Annotated in this window: 22 protein-coding genes and 1 pseudogene; 10 read left to right on the plus strand and 13 right to left on the minus strand. The window is 70.0% G+C overall.

The genetic code is table 11. From position 1 onward, the window contains the following. Positions 1–1,203: DAK2 domain-containing protein (locus ACRDSQ_RS22935; protein ID WP_431423927.1), on the minus strand; the 1,203-nt coding region annotated here is incomplete at its 3' end. A 174-nt stretch (positions 1,204–1,377) separates the two neighbouring features. On the opposite strand from ACRDSQ_RS22935, the gene rpmB reads away from it, so the two are divergent. Beyond that, on the plus strand, positions 1,378–1,569 hold the full coding sequence (gene rpmB / locus ACRDSQ_RS22940) for a 50S ribosomal protein L28 (RefSeq protein WP_054294989.1): 192 nt from the start codon (positions 1,378–1,380) through the stop codon (positions 1,567–1,569). A gap of 38 nt (positions 1,570–1,607) precedes the next feature. On the opposite strand, the gene ACRDSQ_RS22945 is transcribed toward rpmB, so the two are convergent. The 4 genes from ACRDSQ_RS22945 to ACRDSQ_RS22960 form a co-directional block, all read right to left on the minus strand. Next, positions 1,608–2,795 carry an MFS transporter gene (locus ACRDSQ_RS22945; RefSeq protein WP_431423928.1) on the minus strand — a complete coding sequence of 396 codons (1,188 nt, stop codon included), beginning with the start codon at positions 2,793–2,795 and terminating at the stop codon, positions 1,608–1,610. A gap of 183 nt (positions 2,796–2,978) precedes the next feature. After that, a complete protein-coding gene (locus ACRDSQ_RS22950) occupies positions 2,979–3,653 on the minus strand; it encodes a uracil-DNA glycosylase (protein WP_431423929.1) in 675 nt (224 codons plus the stop codon). Positions 3,654–3,668: 15 nt separating this feature from the next. Then, on the minus strand, positions 3,669–4,190 hold the full coding sequence (locus ACRDSQ_RS22955) for a gamma carbonic anhydrase family protein (RefSeq protein ID WP_431423930.1): 522 nt from the start codon (positions 4,188–4,190) through the stop codon (positions 3,669–3,671). Continuing rightward, complete coding sequence (locus ACRDSQ_RS22960) at positions 4,163–4,639, minus strand: GNAT family N-acetyltransferase (protein ID WP_431423932.1); 477 nt, start codon at positions 4,637–4,639, stop codon at positions 4,163–4,165. The genes ACRDSQ_RS22955 and ACRDSQ_RS22960 overlap by 28 nt, the downstream gene beginning before the upstream one ends. A 221-nt stretch (positions 4,640–4,860) precedes the next feature. Here ACRDSQ_RS22960 and ACRDSQ_RS22965 point away from each other — a divergent pair, with 221 nt between their 5' ends. Together ACRDSQ_RS22965 and ACRDSQ_RS22970 are read left to right on the plus strand one after the other, a co-directional pair. Continuing rightward, a complete protein-coding gene (locus ACRDSQ_RS22965; RefSeq protein WP_431423933.1) occupies positions 4,861–5,418 on the plus strand; it encodes a DUF6879 family protein in 558 nt (185 codons plus the stop codon). Beyond that, the gene (locus ACRDSQ_RS22970; protein WP_431423934.1) at positions 5,405–6,244 is read left to right on the plus strand and encodes a helix-turn-helix domain-containing protein; all 840 of its coding nucleotides are present in this window, start codon (positions 5,405–5,407) and stop codon (positions 6,242–6,244) included. Before ACRDSQ_RS22965 ends, ACRDSQ_RS22970 begins: the two co-directional genes overlap by 14 nt. Positions 6,245–6,318: 74 nt before the next feature. On the opposite strand, the gene ACRDSQ_RS22975 is transcribed toward ACRDSQ_RS22970, so the two are convergent. Beyond that, entirely contained in the window at positions 6,319–6,486 is a 168-nt protein-coding gene (locus tag ACRDSQ_RS22975; RefSeq protein ID WP_431423935.1) for a hypothetical protein, read from the minus strand. A gap of 456 nt (positions 6,487–6,942) precedes the next feature. Next, the gene (locus ACRDSQ_RS22980) at positions 6,943–7,908 is read right to left on the minus strand and encodes a thiamine-phosphate kinase (RefSeq protein ID WP_431423936.1); all 966 of its coding nucleotides are present in this window, start codon (positions 7,906–7,908) and stop codon (positions 6,943–6,945) included. A 109-nt stretch (positions 7,909–8,017) separates the two neighbouring features. On the opposite strand from ACRDSQ_RS22980, the gene ACRDSQ_RS22985 reads away from it, so the two are divergent. Then, on the plus strand, positions 8,018–8,251 hold the full coding sequence (locus ACRDSQ_RS22985; protein ID WP_187221312.1) for an Lrp/AsnC ligand binding domain-containing protein: 234 nt from the start codon (positions 8,018–8,020) through the stop codon (positions 8,249–8,251). 19 nt (positions 8,252–8,270) lie between these two features. Then, the gene (locus ACRDSQ_RS22990; protein ID WP_431423937.1) at positions 8,271–8,840 is read left to right on the plus strand and encodes a DUF3515 domain-containing protein; all 570 of its coding nucleotides are present in this window, start codon (positions 8,271–8,273) and stop codon (positions 8,838–8,840) included. Here ACRDSQ_RS22990 and ACRDSQ_RS22995 read toward each other — a convergent pair. Further along, positions 8,837–9,928, minus strand: coding sequence for a D-alanine--D-alanine ligase family protein (locus tag ACRDSQ_RS22995; RefSeq protein ID WP_431423938.1), 1,092 nt, complete (start codon positions 9,926–9,928; stop codon positions 8,837–8,839). The two genes, ACRDSQ_RS22990 and ACRDSQ_RS22995, sit on opposite strands and share 4 nt — an antisense overlap. Before the next feature lie 11 nt (positions 9,929–9,939). Further along, entirely contained in the window at positions 9,940–11,364 is a 1,425-nt protein-coding gene (locus tag ACRDSQ_RS23000; RefSeq protein WP_431423939.1) for a PLP-dependent aminotransferase family protein, read from the minus strand. 69 nt (positions 11,365–11,433) lie between these two features. Here ACRDSQ_RS23000 and ACRDSQ_RS23005 point away from each other — a divergent pair, with 69 nt between their 5' ends. Beyond that, a complete protein-coding gene (locus tag ACRDSQ_RS23005) occupies positions 11,434–12,096 on the plus strand; it encodes a pyridoxamine 5'-phosphate oxidase family protein (protein WP_431423940.1) in 663 nt (220 codons plus the stop codon). A gap of 39 nt (positions 12,097–12,135) precedes the next feature. Then, positions 12,136–12,588: a DUF1203 domain-containing protein gene (locus ACRDSQ_RS23010; RefSeq protein ID WP_431423941.1), complete on the plus strand. Its 453-nt coding sequence runs from the start codon at positions 12,136–12,138 to the stop codon at positions 12,586–12,588. Here the strand turns inward: ACRDSQ_RS23010 and ACRDSQ_RS23015 are convergent. Beyond that, on the minus strand, positions 12,566–13,039 hold the full coding sequence (locus tag ACRDSQ_RS23015; protein WP_431423942.1) for a cysteine dioxygenase: 474 nt from the start codon (positions 13,037–13,039) through the stop codon (positions 12,566–12,568). The two genes, ACRDSQ_RS23010 and ACRDSQ_RS23015, sit on opposite strands and share 23 nt — an antisense overlap. A gap of 268 nt (positions 13,040–13,307) precedes the next feature. Between ACRDSQ_RS23015 and ACRDSQ_RS23020 the strand changes: the two genes are divergently transcribed. Both ACRDSQ_RS23020 and ACRDSQ_RS23025 read left to right on the plus strand, forming a co-directional pair. After that, positions 13,308–13,904: a sigma-70 family RNA polymerase sigma factor gene (locus ACRDSQ_RS23020; protein WP_431423949.1), complete on the plus strand. Its 597-nt coding sequence runs from the start codon at positions 13,308–13,310 to the stop codon at positions 13,902–13,904. Then, positions 13,901–14,623 carry an anti-sigma factor gene (locus tag ACRDSQ_RS23025; protein ID WP_431423943.1) on the plus strand — a complete coding sequence of 241 codons (723 nt, stop codon included), beginning with the start codon at positions 13,901–13,903 and terminating at the stop codon, positions 14,621–14,623. Before ACRDSQ_RS23020 ends, ACRDSQ_RS23025 begins: the two co-directional genes overlap by 4 nt. A gap of 157 nt (positions 14,624–14,780) precedes the next feature. Here ACRDSQ_RS23025 and ACRDSQ_RS23030 read toward each other — a convergent pair whose 3' ends face one another. From ACRDSQ_RS23030 to ACRDSQ_RS23040, 3 genes are read right to left on the minus strand one after another with little or no spacing between them, the layout of a single operon-like run. Beyond that, entirely contained in the window at positions 14,781–15,893 is a 1,113-nt protein-coding gene (locus ACRDSQ_RS23030) for a cystathionine gamma-lyase (RefSeq protein WP_431423944.1), read from the minus strand. Then, positions 15,890–16,891: an NAD(P)H-dependent glycerol-3-phosphate dehydrogenase gene (locus ACRDSQ_RS23035; RefSeq protein ID WP_431423946.1), complete on the minus strand. Its 1,002-nt coding sequence runs from the start codon at positions 16,889–16,891 to the stop codon at positions 15,890–15,892. Before ACRDSQ_RS23035 ends, ACRDSQ_RS23030 begins: the two co-directional genes overlap by 4 nt. A 1-nt stretch (position 16,892) precedes the next feature. Beyond that, a complete protein-coding gene (locus ACRDSQ_RS23040) occupies positions 16,893–17,615 on the minus strand; it encodes a lysophospholipid acyltransferase family protein (protein WP_431423947.1) in 723 nt (240 codons plus the stop codon). Positions 17,616–17,722: 107 nt separating this feature from the next. Between ACRDSQ_RS23040 and ACRDSQ_RS23045 the strand changes: the two are divergent. Beyond that, positions 17,723–18,068, plus strand: a pseudogene (locus ACRDSQ_RS23045) (2-phospho-L-lactate guanylyltransferase); the annotation flags it as partial.

Consider the following 18,068-nt stretch of genomic DNA (forward strand, 5'->3'; position numbering starts at 1 on the left):
GGGCACCACTACGACATCCTGGCCGGCGGCGACGGCACGGATCGCGGCCTCGTCGGCGATCTCCATGAGCCCGACGTCCCCCGGCAGCACGGTCACGTGACCCGCCCCGGTGCCCGTGATGACCTGCAGGAGCTCGTAAGGCGTGGGCTCGTCCGCGTCTCCGACCCGCAGCACCGCAACGCCCTCTGACAGGAACAGCTCGGCCAGGTCGTCACCGCGCACGGCCGCCACCACGGCCCGGTCCTTCGTGTACCGGCTCCGCTCGCCGGAGACCGCGTCGGCGAATCGCGCGACCCGGATCTTGCGCGGCCGTCCGACGTCGATCCCGGCCTCGATGGCGGCGCCGACGTCGTTGCAGTGCACGTGGACGGTCCACAGGTCCGAGCCGTCGCCGACGACGGACACGCAGTCACCCAGGCCGTCGAGGGCATCGCGGAGGCTCTCGACCTCGGTGGCGTTCTCCAGCAGGTACATGACCTCGTAGGCGTAGAGGTCCGATCCGGCCTCCCGGGCCGCGACCAGCGGGTTCTCCGCTCGCCTTGGGGCGATCGGGGCGTCGGCGGTGACCCGGGCGGCGGCGGCCAACTCGGGCGGCTTGCCGCCGATCACCGCGACGAGCGCGTCGAGGACGACCACGACCCCGCGGCCGCCCGCGTCGACGACACCGGCCTCGGCGAGCACGGCCAGCTGGTCGGGGGTGCGGTCCAAGGCCTCCGCGGCGGCGATCGCGGCGGCGACGGCCACGTCGTGCAGGCCGTCAGGTCCGATGGCCCAGGCGGCGGCGTCGAGCACGCTGAGCATGGTGCCGGGCACAGGCTTGGACACCGCGGCGGTGGCCAGCTCGGCCCCCCGCTTCAGCGCCGCACGCAATTCGGGTCCACCGACTTCGCGCTGGTCACGAACCGTTTCGGCGATTCCGCGAAGCACCTGGGAGATGATCACCCCGGAGTTGCCCCGCGCGCCCGCGAGCGCGCCCCTGGCCAGCACGGCTAACGCGCCGCCCGCGTCCGACCGCTCCTTGACCGGCGCGCGCAGCAGCGCTTCAAGGGCCGCGCGCAGCGTGTTGAGCAGGTTGGAGCCGGTGTCGCCGTCGGCGACCGGGTAGACGTTGATCCGGTCGATCGCCTCGCGGTGGGCGTCCATCGACTGCACGCAGGCCGCCGCCCAGCGACGCACCTCGCCCGCGTCCAGTGCCTGCAGCACTCAGCCTCCCAAATCCGCCGGTATCCGGGCAGCGTAGCGACCTGGTCCCGCCCCGGTTTGGAACACCACACCGGCACCCGTTACGCTGTGCTGACTGCCCGGGCCCCTGGGGCCCTCGTATGTGCGCCCATGTACAGATCCGTTTATGGGCACCGCAACCTGAAGGAGTTCGACGTGGCTGCCGTGTGCGACGTCTGTGGCAAGGGGCCAGGCTTCGGCAAGTCGGTCTCGCACTCCCATCGGCGTACCAACCGTCGTTGGAACCCGAACATCCAGACCGTGCACGCCAAGCTGGGCATTTCTCAGCGCAAGCGCCTGAACGTGTGCACCTCCTGCCTCAAGGCGGGCAAGGTCGTGCGCGGCTGACGCTGCCGCAACTTGTCGTCGGAACCGGCGTCGGCGACTCAGGTCACCGACGCCGGTTTTGTCATGCCCACGGCGCACAGTGCGCGCAAGGCGGCCAACCCGCCGAGCAGCGAGGCCGCACCCGCGATGGCGAACGACCACCGCGCCCCGACGAGCGCGACCACGGCGCCGCCGAGCACGGTGCCCAGCACGTTCGACCCGATGAGGATCGCCTGCGCCGCGGCGAAGACCCGCCCGCGCAGTTCCTGTGGCGTCCGTGAGCGCACCAACCCCTGGTTGCACACGTTATGCACCCCGTTGGCGGCGCCGCCGAGCAGGTACCCCGCCGCCACCGGGGCCGCGAACGGCAGCAGCGCGGGCACCAGCATCGCGGCGCCCGCCGTGCAGCAGGACAACCCGAGACCGGTGAGCAGCACCCGCTCGGCGTGCACCCGCCCGGCCAGGCGCACGCCGATGAAGACGCCGATCATCCACGCGGCGTGCAGGATCCCCAGGGTCGCGGCGCCGCCGTGGAGGACGTCGATGACGTAGAAGACGTTGGCGACGTCGGCGACCATCACCCCCGCCATCGCCAGCGCCAGGCTGACCTGGGCGACCCGCAGCACCGGGTCCGCCGCGACGTGCCGCGCCCCCGCCATCGCCGCACCCCGCCTGCGCCGGGTGCGCGTCCCCCGCGGGTCGCGCTCGGCCCGGACGAAGCCGAGCAGGCACGCCTGCACGAGGTAGGTGGCGGCGTCGAGGTACAGCGCGTCCCGGGTGCCCAGCGCGGCCACCAGCAGCCCGCCCGCGGCCGACCCGCCGAGCATCCCGAGCGTGCGGCCGGTGGCCACCACGGCGTAGCCGCGAGTGGAGTCCCGTTCACCACAGATCACCGGGACCAGCGCGGCGGCGGCCGGATTGACCACGGCGGTCCCGCAGCCGAGCAGCACGAGCATGAGCAGCACCAGCGGCAGCCGGTCCAACACGGACACGACCCCGAACACGGCGCCCGCCTGGACCAGTTGCCCGACGATCATGAGCCTGCGGTTGGGCAGCCGGTCCACGAGCAGCCCGGCGAGCGGCGCGCCGAGTGTCACCGGGACGAACTCGGCGATCAGAACCGCGACGACCGCGTAGGAGCCCACATCCTTGACGTGCAACAGAAGGACGATGAGCGTGATGGCGGTGCCGAACATCGACACAGCGGAACCCGATGCAACCAAAAGAAGATCGCGTCGCCCCAGCACACCAGCGACGCTACTGACGATCTTGGGCGAACAGAACGAACGTCACACCCTTGCCTGGCCGTGCTACTCGGATGCGCAGTCCGCCGTGGATTCGTTCACCCGGTCGCCCTATCCGTTTCCCTAACGGCCGACAAGGAACCGCGGGATCGTTGGCGAAGACAACTTCCAGTCGATGTCGGTGGGTCAGGGCAGCTTCCAGTCGATGGGCTCGGCGCCCTGCTCGACCAACAGCGCGTTCGCCCGGCTGAACGGCTTGGAGCCGAAGAACCCCGCGTGCGCGGAGAGCGGACTCGGGTGCGGGGACTCGATGCAGGGCACCGGGTCGAGTATCGGCCTGAGGTTGCGGGCGTTGCGGCCCCACAGGATCGCCACCAGCGGACCGCCACGGGCGGCCAGCGCCCGGATGGCCTGCTCGGTCACCTGCTCCCAGCCCTTGCCCTGATGCGAGTTCGCCTTGCCCGGCTCCACCGTCAGCGCGCGGTTGAGGAGCAGGACACCGTTCTCGGCCCACGGCGTGAGGTCGCCGGTGGACGGCGGCGGGTGGCCGAGGTCCTCGCAGTACTCCTTGTAGATGTTGACCAGGCTCTTCGGGATCGGCCGGACGTCCGGCGCCACCGAGAACGACAGGCCCACCGCGTGCCCCGGCGTCGGGTACGGGTCCTGGCCGACCACCAGCACCCGCACGTCGGCGAAAGGCTGTTGGAAGGCCCGGAGAACGTTCTCCCCGGCGGGCAGGTATCGGCGCCCGGCGGCGATCTCCGCGCGCAGGAACTCACCCATCTCGGCGATCTTGTCGGCGGCGGGGGCCAAGGCCGTCGCCCACCCGGCTTCGACTATCTCAGTCAGCGGTCGTGCCACGCCGGAAAACCTTACTCAGTCGAGCCTGCGCAGCCCCGCCCGGTAGGTCTTGGCGTGCTGCAGGTAGATCTCCACGATGCCGGAAGTCAGGTCCTCGGGCACCACGTGGCCCTCGCGCACCTTCGCCGGAACACCCAGCGCCATCGACCGCGCGGGGATGAAACCGTTGAACGACATCACCGCACCGGCCCCCAGGATGGAGCCCTCCTCGACCACGGAACCGTTGAGCAGCACCGAACCCGACGCGATCATGCAGCGGTCGCCGACCGTGGCGCCCTCGATGTGGACGTTGTGCCCGATCACGCAGTCCGCGCCGATGATGGCGGGGTGGAACGGGGTGCAGTGCACAACCGTCCCGTCCTGCACACTGGTCCGCTCCCCCACGACGATCTCCCCCGCGTCACCGCGCAGGACGGCCTGCGGCCACACGGAAGCCCCCGCGTGCAGGGTCACGTTGCCGATGACCGTGGCGTCCGGGTGGACGTAGGCGTCGGGGTGGATGGACGGGGTCAGGTCACCGAGGGCGTAGACGGGCACGCGATCTCCTTGCCGAGGTGGACGGACAGCTCGTGCCCGGCGTAGAAGCCGAACGCGGGAATGGGGGTGTAGCCGGAGGACTGGTAGAGCGCCACGGCCTCGGGCTGCATCAGGCCGGTCTCCAGGATCAGCTTGTGAATGCCTGACTCGGCCACGGTGCGCTCGATCTCGGCGAGCATCCGGCGGGCGAGCCCTTTGCCGCGTCCGTCCGGGGAGACGTACATGCGCTTGATCTCGGCGGTGCCGTCACCGTGGTCGCGCCAGGCGCCGGTGACGAGGGGGCGGTCGTCGACATAGCCGACGAAGAAGCGGCCCTTGGGCGGGAGGAACTCGGCGGGGTCGACCGGGGTCTCGTCGGGGGTGCCGTAGCGGACCACGTACTCCTGCTGGACCTCGTCGATGAGCAGCTGGGAGTGGGGGTGGTCGTAGGGCCGGGCTTCGATGCGCACGGGCCGATTGTCGTTTATGCGAGTGCGCGACTGAACGCGAGGTCTGTCACCCCAAGATGCTAGAAACGTAACCATGACGACACAGCCCGTGATGAACCTCCGGAAGATCTCAGGCGCCTGCGAGGAGGACGACTGTCCCACGGTGTACTTGAGCGACCGGAACACGTTGGTCGTCCAAGGTGATGCCGTGACAGTTGCCCATGGGCTACGCCTAGGCGAAGGTGAACTCGCCGTGGAACTGCCGATCAGCGTGGTTCGGGAGGCTATCCGTGAACTTGCCTAAGGTCGGCGCGCATCTGTTCGAGGACTTCGAACGATCCGCTTGGCGATTCGAGACCCAACCCGTCTACACGATGCCGGACGAGGCCGAGAACTTTCGCCTCTTCCGCGAGGGAAAGCTGCGACTGGAGCACCCCGACGGCTGGTGGCACAAACTGGTTCGCGCGAAGACCTCATCCGGCAAGTCGATGGGCCGAGTCCGAGTGATCCGTCGCCCACTCAACGACTACGTGCGTTACCAGTTCCATCGGGGAATCCCGAACAACATCGCATCCGGCGAGGACATTCGGATCCTCGACATCACTGGCCTCAGCCTCGACCTGCCCGATCAGGATTTCTGGTTGTTCGACGACGCTACGGTCCTCCACTTGAACTTCCGACCGGACGGCACCCTGATCGATAGGGAGATAGTGAAGAACCCGGATTTGGACATCTACCGAACCTGGCAGAAGACCGCCCTGGAACACGCCGTGCCATTCGAGGACTATGTTCGATCCTGAGCGACAGAAACAAGAGCGAAAAGACCTCGCCGAGGCCCTCCGCGACCTACGGAGGGCATCCGGCCTGTCCGGCGAGCGCCTCGCCACCCGCTGCGCGATGTCGCAATCCAAAATCAGTCGAATCGAATGCGGCAAGATTCTTCCGTCGATATCCGACGTTCAGCGCATCCTGACCGCCCTGGGCGTCGCCGATGACGCGGCAAAACCGTTCTTAGATCTGGCAAGAGTGGCGAACGTGCACTACCGATCCGTGCGTGCGCTCGCCGAGAAGGGGTTATGGAGAGGTCAAGACGAACTCGCCGCCTTAGTGGACTCGTCCTCACTCGTACGCTATTTCGTGCCCGCCGTACCTTCCGGCATGCTGCAGACGCGCGACTACGCGACGGCAATCCTCACACCCGTAATCCGTGGCAGACCTGCCCGCAACGTCGAGCGCGCGGTCGACGCGAGAATCCGCAGACAGCGAGCGATCTACGACCACTCGCGCGAGTTCGTTTTCGTGATGACCGAACAGACGGCCCGGTGGCGCCGGGCGAACGCTGCGATCATGGCTGCACAATGTCACCACATGGCAGATTTGACGGAACTGCCAAACGTAACCATCGCGATGATTCCGAACACGGCAGAGATCAACTGTGGACCGCTCAACAGCTTCACCGTCTATGACGAACGGTTCGTGCTCGTCGAACTGTTTTCCGGCAGCGTCATGCTGCGCGATCCACGTGACGTCAGCTATCACATCAACATACTGAATCATTTTCTTGACCGAGCACTCAGAGGCACCAGAGCCGCCAATCTTCTGCGGCGTATCGCAAACGAGTTCTGATTATTCGAGTGCGCGACTGAACCGCACACAATCATGCGGCTACCGGTTACGTTCGAGACGTGGAAATTCTAGGTCTAACCAATCCTTATCGCGGCGATAAGCCCTGTTCGCGCGCGTTCAGACACGGCTTCACCTTCCGCTGGGTCAAAGGTGACCGGTACATCGCCGTCATGCGCGGATTCTGTGTCGACGTTCGCCGGTACCTCATCCTTCACGACGATCTCGCCGGCAAACTCGTGCACGAAACACCCCAGCCCCTCGTCGACGCGATTCCCGCCCCGCCGGACGAGTGGTGGGACAACGCCCACCTTCGGCGACTCGCCGACTCGTGGACGGCCAACCGCTCCCCCCTCAGGAGGACGGGATGACGCAGCCGATCTTGCTGGTCCGCCTTCGCCCTGGGCCTGGGATCGGTGAGCGGCGGCGCGGGGTTCATCTGGTCTCAGCGCCAGACTCCGTTCCAGAGCACCTCACGGCGTGGTGCGGCATGCGGATCGCGGCAGGCACCGCCGATCTTCTTCCGGATTTCTCCGGTATGCCCTGCGAACTGTGCCTGGCGAAGGCATCTCGGCGGACGCTGCCGACCGAAGGCTGAGCGCACCGCATGGCCGGACATCTCGAACAAGCGACGGCTGCATTTGCCGCCGCGAGTCACGCGTTCCCGCGACCACGTGCAAGCCGCCATCAGTCGAGGCCAGCTAACGCCAGTGCTGCCAGCCCGCGGCGCCCTCATACGCGGACCCGTCGACAGTCACGCCAGAGCCCCGGGTGACCGTCCCGATCGCGCGCCAGCCCTCCGGGATCGCGCCTGGGTCCGGGAATGTGGCGGCCAGGGCGTGGTCTTCGCCGCCGGTGAGGACCCAGTGGCGCGGGTCCGCGCCGAGTGCCTGGGCTACGTCGATCAGGCGCTGGTGGACCTCGATCAGGTCGGTGCGCACATCGATGGCCACATTGGACGCCACGCCGATGTGGCCGAGGTCGGCGAGGAGGCCGTCGGACACGTCGATCATCGCGGTGGCTCCGCAGTCCGCCGCCTGAGGGCCCGCCGCGTACGGGGGTTCCGGGGCGCGGTGGGCGCCGACGACGGTGACTGGGGAGCGGAAACCTCGGCCCAGCACCGCGAGACCCGCCGCGCTCCAGCCGAGGCGGCCTGCTACCGCGACGATGTCTCCTGGCATGGCGCCGCCGCGGGTGACGGGCATTCGGCCTTCCAGGTCACCGAGGGCGGTGACCGAGATCACCATGGTGTCGGAGTTGGCCATGTCGCCGCCGATGATGCCGATGCGGGCCCGCGAGGCCTCGTGCCACATGCCCGCCGACAGCTCGTCGATCACCGAGACCAGTGTGGTCGACGGACACGCCAGGCCGACCAGCACCCCCGTGGGGACCGCGCCCATGGCGGCGATGTCGGCGAGGTTCACCGCGATCGCCTTGCGGCCCACCTGGTCCGGCGGCGACCAGTCGAAGCGGAAGTGCACTCCCTCGACCAAGACATCCGTGCTCGCCACGACTCTGCCGTCGACGGCGGCGACCACGGCGGCGTCGTCGCCGGGGCCGAGGAGGGTCGGGGTGCCCTGTTTGCGGTTCTCGGTGATCCGGCGGATGAGACCGAACTCACCCACATCGGCCACGGTTTCCTGGCCCTGGGTCGAATCCGGTCGCACGACTTCCTCCGATCACCGATGTTCGGATCCACCAACAAATCCTGAACTGGGGTACGTTGCTGAACACGTTCCTACATCTTGGGGACTCCTAGCCGCGAAGGGGCGCGCCGTGGTCCACGCTTACATCCTGATCCAGACCGAAGTCGGCAAGGCGGCGGCGGTCGCCGCTGAGATCGCCGAGATCTCCGGGGTCACCACCGCCGAGGATGTCACCGGACCGTACGACGTCATAGTCCGGGCCGAAGCCGACAATGTCGACCTCCTGGGCCAGTTGGTCGTCGCCCGCATCCAGAATGTGGACGGGATCACTCGCACGCTGACCTGCCCGGTCGTCCACCTCTGACCCGTGGTCTAGTGGGCCGGTGAGTGACCAGCCCCTGACCGGGCCGCCTCGCGCCGCCGTCATCGCCGCCGTGGTCCTTGTGGGCCTGCTGGCCGCGGGGGTGGTGATCGCGAGCCGGTTCCTGCCGTCCGACACCGCGGCTCCGGCGCCGACGACCGCCGCCACGCCCAAGACCGGGCCGGTGGGGCTGGTTCCCGTCGACGCCCCCGACTCGGGGTCGACGCACTGCGCGGCTGTCCTCAAAGCCCTGCCCGCGTCGCTTGTCAGCGCTGGGACGACGCTGTCGAAGCTGCCGCTGGCCGACCCGGCCCCGCAGGGCGCCGTCGCCTGGGGCGACCGGATCGCCCCACCCGTCGTGTTGCGCTGTGGGCTGCCCAAACCGGCCGAGCTGACCCCGACCTCCGCGCTGCGTGAGGTCTCCGGCGTGAAGTGGCTGCCGATCGTGGGCACTGGCAGCTCCACCTGGTTCGTCGTCGATCGGCCCGTGCACATCGCGTTGACGCTGCCCGAGGGCGTGGGCACCGGCCCGCTGCAGACAGTGTCCGAAGTGGTGGGTGCCACGCTCCCGGCGCAGCCCGTCAAGCCTTAGCGCAGACCGGTTCCACGGGCGATCGCGGTGTCGATGAGGGTGGACAGCAGCGTCGGGTAGTCCACGCCGGTGACCTCCCACATCTTCGGGTAGGCCGAGGTCGGCGTGAAGCCGGGCATGGTGTTGATCTCGTTGATCGTCAGCGTGCCGTCCTCGCCGACGAAGAAGTCGACCCGGGCCAGGCCCTGGCAGTCGAGCGCGTGGAACGCCTCGACCGCCATGGCACGCAGGCGTTCGCTGACGTCGTCGGGGAGCTTGGCCGGGATGTCGAGCTCACAGACGTCGTCGAGGTACTTGGAGTCGAAGTCGTACCAGTCGATCCCGTCGACCAGCCGCACCTCCGCGGGCTGGGACGCCTCGACCCGGCCGTCCGGGAACTCCAGGACGCCGCACTCGACCTCGCGGCCGACAATGGCGGCCTCGATCAAGACCTTCGGGTCGATTTCGCGCGCGTGCGCGATCGCCGCCTCGAGCTGGTCCCACTCGGTGACGCGGCTGATGCCGGTCGACGACCCGGCGCGCGACGGCTTGACGAACACCGGCAGCCCCAGGCGCTCGCGCTCGGCGGCGTCGAGCGTGGTCTGCCCGCGGCGCAGTTCGACATACGGGCCGACGGGCAGGCCCTCGGCGATCAGCAGCTTCTTGGTGTAGCCCTTGTCCATCGCCACGGCACTGGCGAGCACGCCCGGCCCGACGTAGGGCAGGCCGACCATCTCGAGCAGGCCCTGGATGGTCCCGTCCTCGCCGTAAGCGCCGTGCAGCATCGGGAAGACGACGTCCACCGCGGAGAGCACCTCGCCCTCGCGACCCTTCTCCAGCACCACCAGGCGGCCCGAGGTCGGGTCGGCGGGCAGCGTCAGCTCAGTGCCCGCCTCCACGGAGGGCAGCGCCCGGCCCTGGATGCGCAGTGCCGCGGGGTCCGACGGCCCCAGCACCCAGGCGCCCTCGCGGGTGATCCCGACGGGCAGGACCTCGAAGCGCTCCGGGTCGAGATTGGCGAGCGCGCCCGCCGCGGACACACAGGAAATCGTGTGCTCGGTGCTGCGTCCGCCGAACACGACGGCGACTCGGATCTTTGAGCTGGACATGGGTCCCGACCCTACCCGGATGGGCTAACGGCGGACCCGATCGACCTCGTGAAGAGTTCCACCAGCACCGGGATCGCGTCCTGCAGCTGGTCTCGCGAACACGCCGCGTACCCGAGGGCGATGCCGAACCAGCTCGCCCGGCCACTGTGGTGGCGGGCGAGTCCGTCGAGCAGCAGACCCCGGCGCAGGCCTTCTTCGATCAGGGCGTGCTCGGCCTCGGCGGAGTCGAGCGGGACGACCAGGTGCGCGCCCGCGTCGTCGCCGATCATCGGGATGTCCGCCGCCGCCAAGGCGTCGACGAGCAGCGCCCGGCGCTCCGAGAGCTCGCGGCGGAGTTTGCGCAGGTGCCTGCCCAAGTCGCCGTTGCGCGCGAGTTCGACGAGCACGAGCTGGCCGGCGGCGGCCGGGCTGGTTCCGCACTGGTCGCGGTGTTCGAGGACGGCGGTGACGACGGACGGCGGCGCGACCATCCAGCCGGTCCCGAGCGTCGGGGTGAGGATCTTGCTGGTGGTGCCCAGGTGCACCACGACGTCCGGGGCGAGTGCGGCCAGCAGGGGCAGCGGGGCGACGTCGTAGCGCAGTTCGCCGTCGTAGTCGTCCTCGATCACCAGCCAGCCCTCGCGGCGGGCGCGTTCGACCAGCTCGACCCGCCTGCCCGCGGACATCCGGCGGCCCAGCGGGTACTGGTGGGCGGGCGAGCAGTAGATCATCTTGGTGGCCGCGGGCAGCGCGTCGAGGAGCAGCCCGTCGGCGTCGACATAGGCGGGGACGACCCGCAGCCCCGCGGTGCGCAGGGTGTGGACGGCCCGCTGGTAACCGGGTTCCTCGACGGCGACGGTGTCGCCCCGGCGCAGCACGGCCGCGGCCAGCTCGCCCACCGCGGCCGTCGTGCCGCCGGTGGCGAGGACGGACTCTCCTTCGCCGCCGTCGTCGAACTCGCCGCTCACCCGCAGCCCCCGGTGGCGCAGCAAGTGCTCGGCGACAACGGCCCGGTACGCGGGCAGGCCTGCCCGCTGCGGGCGCGACAGCGGGGCGATGTCCGCCGCGCCACGCCAGGCCCGCCGCCACGCGGAGCGGTCGATGCCGCCCGCCCAGGGCGATCCGGGGGTGAGGTCGACGGCGTCGGCGGCGATGAAGTCCGAGCGGGGTCGGCGCGGCTTGGCACGCAGCGATCCGGGTGGCTCGGTGGTGATGTAGGTGCCGGAGCCGTGGCGGCCCGCGATCCAGCCCTCGGCGTGCAACTGCTCGTAGGCGGCGGCCGTGACCGTGCGGCTGACGTCGAGTTGCGCGGCCAGCGCCCGGGTCGAGGGCAGCCGGTCGCCGCTGCGGAGCCTGCCGTCGCCCGCCGCGGCCCGCAGTTCCTCGGCGAGCTGAACCGCGAGCGGGGTGGTCGACTCGCGGTCGAGGGTGACCGGCAGCGCTGGACTCTCGGCCATAAGTGGACTCCTGGAATTGCTCAGCTGTGGCCCTATTGAGAGGCCACTCTACTCCGGCATGCTAGCTGGGTGACCCAGACACCGCTCTCCCCGACCAGCCGCAGCACCGTCCGCCGGGGCAAGAAGCGCGCCGTCGCCGACCGCGCGGTCCTGCACTCGATCCTCGACTCCGGCCTGGTCTGCCACCTGTCCACGATCATCGAAGGCGCCCCGCTGGTGCTGCCGACCGCCTACGGCCGCGACGGCGACACGCTCTATGTGCACGGCTCGACCGGCGCCCTGAGCCTGCGAACCGCGGGCGCGGGGATAGAGGTGTGCGTCGCGGTGACCCTGGTCGACGGCATCGTCTATTCGCGGTCGGTGTTCAACCACTCGATGAATTACCGGTCCGCTGTCGTGCACGCCACCGCGACCGCGGTCACCGACCCGGACGCGAAGTGCCACGCGCTCAACGTCGTGACCGAACATGCCGCGCCCGGTTCGTGGGACTACGCGCGCGTACCCAACACCAAGGAGCTGGCGCAGACCTCCGTGCTCGCGATCGACCTCACCGAGGCGGCGGTCAAGGTGCGGGCGGGCGGGCCGAACGACGACGATGACGACCTCGCGGCGAACCGGGTGTGGGCGGGTGTGCTTCCGCTGCACCAGGTTTGGGGCGAGCCGGAGCCGTGCGAGCTGCTGCCCGAGGGGGTCGCGGCGCCCGAGCACGTGGTCGCGCGCGAGGTCCGATAGCCGCCGGCTCGGGCGCGCGGCGGCGGACAGGCTGGGCGCATGACGTTCGAATTCCACGCCATTCCCGCCGCCGTCCTCGCCGAGGTCCGCTCGGAACCGGCGCAGCCGTGGGTCGCGGGCGGCGGCGAACCGCTGCGGTGCTGCCTGCGCAATGCCGTCGCGGGTGAAAAGCTGATCTTGTTCAACTACGAGCCGCCCCTGCCCGCGGACAGTCCTTATCGAGAGAAGGGTGCGGTGTTCGCGCACCCGACCGAGTGCGACGGTCCGGCCGCGACCGACCGGTACCCGTCCGACTGGCTCGGCAAGCCGCAGGTGCTGCGCGCCTACGACAGCCGGGGCTGGATCCACCCGTCGACGACCGTCCACGACGGACAGGACCCGGAAAGCGAGATCGCCAAGCAGCTCGATGACCCGGAGGTGGCCTGGGTGCACAGCCGCAATATCGCCTACGGCTGCCACATGTTCACGGTCACACGGGCTGCGGGCCGGTGAACGGGTCGAGCCGGTAGTGGCCCATGGGCGGCCGGCCCTCGCGGTAGACGTGGATGCTCACCGCGGGGTCGGTCCCGGCGTTGGTGACCTGGTGGACGTAACCGGGGCCGAACACACGGGTCTGGCCGACGGTCACCGGGTGCAGCACCTCGGCGGGCCGGGCGCCGCCGCGGGCCACCCGTTCGGTCAGAATGCCGGACACGACGGTGAACGCGCCCGCCACGGTGCCGTGGTCGTGCAGGTCGGTGCCCTGGCCCGGCAGCCACGACATCAGCCAGACCTCCTGGCCGTCGGCGCGGTCGATGAGCGCGGTGAAGCGCTCGTCCGGGTCGTAGCTGAGCAGGTCACGCCAGCGGTCGCGGTCCAGCGCGTACTCGCGGGCGATCAGCGCCGGGTGCGCGAGAGCCGGGGTACCGCCAAGGGCGATGGTGTTCGGGGGAACGGCGAACATCTTGAAGTCTCTTCTCGGGATGCACGAGCACGACACGACCGGATCAGGTCGCAGGGCGGGCTGGATCACCGACAGAGACAGAGCGCGCCCGCGACACGACAGAGGTCGATGTGACCCCGCCGGTCGGTCATGGCGCGAAGAAGCATGGGGATAGGGAACCATGGGAACGGCCGGCCGTCAAAGGCGCCCAAGTGCTGAGAACACCCATCCGAACCGCGCTGGGCGCCGAATGCGAGATGTCGGGTTGGACGGATGAGAGCGGGTGGCCATGGCCGACCGGGTTCGGCGGATCACGGGGAGCGTGCCCGACGCGGAGCTGCCCCCGGACGCGGGTGCGTTGCTGCAGCGGGTCGCACGGGGCGACGAGCAGGCGTTCGACGCGCTCTACGACCTTGTCTCAGCGCCCGTGTTCGGGCTGGTGCGACGCATTGTTCGAGATCCGGCGCAGTCGGAGGAGGTGACCCAGGAAGTGATGCTTGAGCTGTGGCGGACCGCCGCCAGATTCACCCCCGACCGGGGCAGCGCGATGACCTGGGTCATGACCCTGGCCCATCGCCGCGCCGTCGACCGCGTCCGCTCGGCGCAGTCGGCGACCGACCGTGAGGACAAGGCGTTCCGCCGCGAGACCGCGCGGCCCTTCGACGAGGTCGCCGAGCAGGTGAGCACCCGGCTGGAGTACGAACAGGTCCGCCGCTGCCTGGCCTCGCTCACCGATCTGCAGCGCGAATCGGTCGAACTCGCGTACTACCGCGGGCTCACATACAAGGAAGTGTCGGAACTGCTCGACACGCCGCTCGGCACGGTCAAGACTCGTCTACGAGACGGACTCATCCGTCTGCGCGACTGCTTGGGGGTGGCCCGATGACCCCGGACATCCACGCGTTGACCGGCGCCTACGTCCTCAACGCGGTCACCGAGACCGAACGCGCGGACTTCGAACGGCACCTTGCCGAGTGCGAGTCGTGCGCCGAGGAAGTGCGCGAGCTGGAGGCGACGGCGACCCGCCTCGGTGAGGCCGCGGCGATCCACCCGCCCGCCGCGATGAAGGCCCAGGTCATGGCCCGCATCAGGGACGTGCGGCAGTTTCCGCCGGTCGGCGACGAGCTCGCGGTGCGACGCAAGCGGTGGTCGACGCGGATCCTGGGCATGGCGGCCGCCGCGCTGCTGGTGGTGTCGGTGGCGCTCGGGGTTGCGCTGGCGCAGACCCGGCAGGACCTCGACGCGGGTCGGCAGCAGGTGGCAGCGATGTCGGAGCTGCTGTCCGCTTCGGATGCCCGTGTGGTCAGCGGGTCGACGCCCGCGGGGCTCAGCGGCACTGTTGTGGTGTCGCGGGAACGTGGCCAGGTGATGCTGCTGGCCGACAAGGTCCCGGCGGCCCCCGCGGGGAAGACGTATCAGGTGTGGCTCATCGGCGGCGAGAAGCGCTCCATCGGGCTGCTCACCCCGGATGAAGGCGGCAAGGCCCGCTTGCTCGACGCCTCCGGCATCGGCGACGCCATCGCCATCGGCGTCACTGTGGAACCCGCGGGCGGCTCCAAGCAGCCCACCACCGAAGCCGTCATGGCCATGACCTTGCCCGCCTGACCGCCCTAGCCAATCCGCGAGTCCCCACTTCCCGACAGTGAGTTCCCCGTTCACGACAGTGAGTTCGCATTTCAGGCCGCACCACGACGGGTCGCTCCCGAGCGATCCACCGGAGTTGCGTGCCTGAAATGCGAACTCACTGTCGTGAACGGGGAACTCACTGTCGGGAAGTGGGGACTCGCGGATTGGCTAGGGCGGTGAGGAGGTCGGCGACCAGGTCGGCGGAGTCCTCGCAGCCGCAGGAGAAGCGGAGCAGGCCTTCGGGGACGGGGTCGCCCCAGCGGGCTCGGCGGTCGGCGGTGGAGTGCAGGCCGCCGAAGCTGGTGGCGGCGGAGACCAGGGTGGTGGCGGCCACGAAGGACTCCGCTGCCTCCGCTGACTCCAGTTCGAAGGTGACCACTCCGCCGAAGCGACGCATCTGCCGGGAAGCGATCTCGTGGGCCGGGTCGTGTTCGGAACCGGGCCAGCGGATCCCGCGTACCCGCGGGTGTTCGCGGAGGGCCTCGTAGACGGCCGCGGCGTTCTCGGCTTGGCGGGCCAGGCGCAGGTCGAGGGTTCCCAAACCCCGGTGGGCCAGCCACACCTCGAACGGGCCGGGGACGCTTCCGCTTCCGGTGCGCTCCGAGCGGAGCCGGGCCGCGAGGTCCGGGTCCGTGGCGCTGATGTGGCCGAGCACGACATCGCTGTGGCCGGAGAGCGCCTTGGTGTCGCTGGCGAAGACCACATCCGCGCCCAGCGACAGCGGGCGTTGGCCCAGTGGGGTGGCCGTGGTGTTGTCGACCGCCATGAGCGCGCCCGCCGCGTGGGCGTGGTCCGCCACCGCGGCGACGTCGCACACGTCCAGGCGCGGGTTCGACGGCGTCTCGACGATCACCAGGCGGGCGCCCTCGACCATGTCGGCCGTCCACACCATGCCGGTCGGCAGTTCGCGGACGGTCAGCCCCAGCGCGGCGAGGTTGTCGCGGACGTAGGTCCGGGTCAGGTAGTAGCCGTCCGAGGGGAGCACGACCGTGTCCCCCGCGCGAAGCACCGTGCGCAGCAGGGATGTCGTCGCCGCCATGCCGGAGGCGAACACGACGCAGGTGCCGCCGTCGAGGTCGCCGATCGCCGTCTCCAGCGCGTCCCAAGTCGGGTTTTCGGCCCGGCCGTAGGAGTGCGCGCCACCCAGGTGGAACTGGGAGGCGAGCACCGGCTGCGGCCCAACCGGAGCGCCCGGCTCGGCAGCCGGAAGTCCCGCGTGCACGCAGCGGGTGCCGTCGCCGAGGGTCATCGCTCCGGCTTCGTCTTGCGGCCGAGCAGCTCGCCCGCCATCTCGCGCGGGTCGAAACCGTCATGGCAGACCCGGTGCACGATCTCGGTGATCGGCATCTCGACCCCGTGCCGCTGCGCGAGTTCGCGGATCGACGAGCAGGACTTCACGCCTTCGGCGACCTGGCCCTGCGCGGCGGCCTGGGCCTGCGCGACGGTCTCGCCCTTGCCCAGGCGCGCGCCGAACGTGCGGTTGCGCGACAGCGGCGAGGAGCAGGTGGCGACCAGGTCGCCCAGCCCGGCCAGCCCGGAGAAGGTCAGGGGGTCCGCGCCGAGCGCCGCGCCGAGGCGGGCGGTCTCCGCGAGGCCGCGGGTGATCAGTGTGGCCAGGGTGTTCGCGCCGAAGCCGAGACCGGTCGCCATGCCGCAGGACAGGGCGATGACGTTCTTGCAGGCGCCGCCGATCTCGCAGCCGACGACGTCGGTGATCGTGTACGGCCGGAAGTAGCTGTTGGTGCACAGCTCCTGCAGCGCGACCGCGCGGTCGTGGTCGCGGCAGGCGATGACCGACGCGGTGGGCTGCTCCTGCGCGATCTCAACCGCGAGGTTCGGCCCGGACACCACGGCGATCCGGTCGTCGGCGACACCGGTGATGTCGGCGACGACCTCGCTCATCCGCTTGAGCGTGCCCAGTTCCACGCCCTTGGCCAGGCTCACCAGGGTCGCGTCCGGCGGCAGCAGCGACGACCACGCGGCCAGGTTGTGCCGCAGGCTCTGGCTCGGGACGGCGAGCACGACCGTGTGCGCGCCGTCGAGCGCCACCCGTGGGTCCGAAGTGGACCTCAGGGTGTCCGGGAGCCGGACACCGGGCAGGTACTCGGCGTTCTCCCGGTGGTGCTCGATGGCCTCCGACACCGAACTCCGGCGAGCCCACAATGTGACTTCGCGGCCACTGTCGGCCATCACCTTCGCGAAGGTGGTGCCCCAAGATCCGGCGCCCAGAACGGTGATCGCGGCCATGTCAGCTCGCGGTCTCGTCGCGCTTGGCGCCGGGGCGGAAGAACTCCGCGGGCGGCTGCTCCTCGCGGATCTCGGCCAGCAGGTCGCGGACTTGAGTCATCAGCAGGTCGGTGACTTCGCGAAGCACCTGGTTGGTGATCGGCTTGCCGCGGTAGGCCGACAGGTCGACCGGGTCGCCGACGACGGTGCGCACGTGCTTGCGCGGCAGCGGCCGGAACTTCTTGGTGTAGCCGTCCCAGATGTCGTTGGTGCCCCAGCGCGCGGCGGGCAGCACGGGCACGTCGTTCTCCAGTGCGAGCCGCGCCACCCCGGTGCGGGCCCGCATCGGCCACCCCGTCGGGTCCTTGCTGATGGTGCCTTCGGGGTAGATCACCACGACCTTGCCCTCCTTGAGCGCATCATGCGCGGCCCGCAGGCTGTCCTTGGCCTCGGAGGACCCACGGTAGACGGGGATGCCGCCGGAGCCCTTGAGGATGCGGCCGAAGATCGGCACCTTGAACAGGCTGTCCTTGGCCATGAACCGCGGAACCCGCTTGTTGCGGTGCACGAAGACAGCGTCGTTGGGCGGGTCGAGGTGCGAGACGTGGTTCATCACGAGCAGCGCGGCCCCGGTGCGCGGCAGCTTCTCGCCGCCCACGTAGGTGCGCTTGCCCAACCAGGTCATCGGGTAGAAAGCGGCGGCGGCCGCACCGACCCAGAACCCGCCCTTCTCGCGCTTGCCCAACGTTCGTCCTCCTCCTGCTGCTGCCGTGGCCCGTGAGTCTCCCTGGCGACCCGGCCTCCGGTCCAGACGGGGTGCCATCGGGCGAGCCGGCAGGATCTGCGGTTGTGGTGGACCTCGTGGTCCCGGTGAAGCACCTCGACCGGGCGAAATCGCGGCTGCGCGGCACGGTGCCGGGTGGTCCGGCCGGTCACCGCGAACTCGTACTCGCCCTGCTCGTCGACACCCTCACCGCCGCCGTCGCGGCCCCCGGCGTGCGCCGAGTCCTGGTCGTCTGCGAGGACGAGCGGGTGACCGAGGCGGTCGCCGCGACCGGGGCGGAGTGCGTCGACGAGCGCGGGCTGCCGGGTCTCAACGCGGCCCTGCGGTTCGGCGCGGACGTCCTGCTCGCCGACGACCCCGACACCACCGTCGGCGCGCTGCAGGCCGACCTGCCCGCGCTGCGCCCCGCCGACC

It is taken from the genome of Actinokineospora sp. (assembly GCF_050699995.1).
In the GTDB taxonomy this organism is placed as follows: Bacteria; Actinomycetota; Actinomycetes; order Mycobacteriales; family Pseudonocardiaceae; genus Actinokineospora.

Coding starts and splice junctions, on each gene's coding strand:
- ACRDSQ_RS23015 (WP_431423942.1), bottom strand. CDS start 13,039: ATGTTCGCCGTTCCCCCGAACACCATCGCCCTTGGCGGTACCCCGGCT.
- ACRDSQ_RS23030 (WP_431423944.1), bottom strand. CDS start 15,893: ATGACCCTCGGCGACGGCACCCGCTGCGTGCACGCGGGACTTCCGGCT.
- ACRDSQ_RS22995 (WP_431423938.1), bottom strand. CDS start 9,928: ATGTCCAGCTCAAAGATCCGAGTCGCCGTCGTGTTCGGCGGACGCAGC.
- ACRDSQ_RS23020 (WP_431423949.1), top strand. CDS start 13,308: ATGGCCGACCGGGTTCGGCGGATCACGGGGAGCGTGCCCGACGCGGAG.
- ACRDSQ_RS23035 (WP_431423946.1), bottom strand. CDS start 16,891: ATGGCCGCGATCACCGTTCTGGGCGCCGGATCTTGGGGCACCACCTTC.
- ACRDSQ_RS22970 (WP_431423934.1), top strand. CDS start 5,405: ATGTTCGATCCTGAGCGACAGAAACAAGAGCGAAAAGACCTCGCCGAG.
- ACRDSQ_RS23025 (WP_431423943.1), top strand. CDS start 13,901: ATGACCCCGGACATCCACGCGTTGACCGGCGCCTACGTCCTCAACGCG.
- ACRDSQ_RS23000 (WP_431423939.1), bottom strand. CDS start 11,364: ATGGCCGAGAGTCCAGCGCTGCCGGTCACCCTCGACCGCGAGTCGACC.
- ACRDSQ_RS23010 (WP_431423941.1), top strand. CDS start 12,136: ATGACGTTCGAATTCCACGCCATTCCCGCCGCCGTCCTCGCCGAGGTC.